Source organism: Kineococcus glutinatus (assembly GCF_039542765.1).
GTDB classification, from domain to species: Bacteria; Actinomycetota; Actinomycetes; order Actinomycetales; family Kineococcaceae; genus Kineococcus_A; species Kineococcus_A glutinatus.
On the sequence record NZ_BAABIL010000216.1, the window covers coordinates 1 to 899 of the forward strand.

1 protein-coding gene is annotated in these 899 nt (G+C 81.2%); it reads left to right on the forward strand.

What is annotated here, in order from left to right:
- Positions 1 to 73 precede the first annotated feature (73 nt).
- Positions 74 to 899: 4-(cytidine 5'-diphospho)-2-C-methyl-D-erythritol kinase (locus ABEB16_RS09365; protein WP_345711989.1), on the forward strand; the 826-nt coding region annotated here is incomplete at its 3' end.

Below are 899 nucleotides of genomic sequence, written 5' to 3' on the forward strand. Positions count from 1 at the left end.
GACGTCCGTGTCCCGCCCCGACGTCCCCCCGCGCGCCGGTGGTGTCCCCGGTGCCCGGGGGCGGTCCCGGCCGGTGACCGCGCGCGCTCCCGCGAAGGTGAACCTGCTGCTCTCCAGCGGCCCCCGGCGCGACGACGGGTACCACGAGCTCCTCACCGTCTTCCAGGCGCTGTCGCTGGCCGACGACGTGACGGCCACCCCCGCGCCGGAGTGGGGGGTGAGCGTCCGCGCCGCCGCGCACCCCGCCGCGGGCGGGGCCGGGGCCGCCGGGGAGCTCGACGTGTCCGGGGTGCCGCTCGACGAGGGCAACCTCGCGCTGCGGGCGGCCCTGCTGCTGGCGCGCGAGACGGGGGCCGGCTCCCCGGTCCACCTGTCCATCCGCAAGGGGATCCCCGTCGCCGGCGGCATGGCCGGCGGGTCCGCCGACGCCGCGGCCGCCCTGGTGGCCTGCGACGCGCTGTGGCACACCGGCCTCGGCCTCGACGGGCTCTCCGAGCTGGCCGCCGGGCTGGGCTCCGACGTGCCCTTCGCCGTGCACGGGCGCACCGCGGTCGGCACGGGGCGCGGGGAGCGGCTCGTGCCGGTGCTGACGACCTCCACCTGGGCGTGGGTGCTCGTGCTCGCCGGTCACGGCCTGTCCACGCCGGCGGTGTTCGCGGAGTTCGACGCCCTCGCCGCCGCGGGCGCGCTGCCCCCGGAGGGCGACCCCGCGGAGCGGCTGCGGGCGGTGGAGGCGGCCCTGCGCGCGGGCGACCCGCAGGCGCTGGGGGCGGCGCTGTCCAACGACCTGCAGGCCGCGGCGTGCTCGCTGGCACCGGCGCCGGCGGGACCGCGCGCGGCCGGGCGCGCGCCGGGGGCGGCGGGTGCGGTGGTCTCCGGCTCGGGCCCCACCGTCGCGC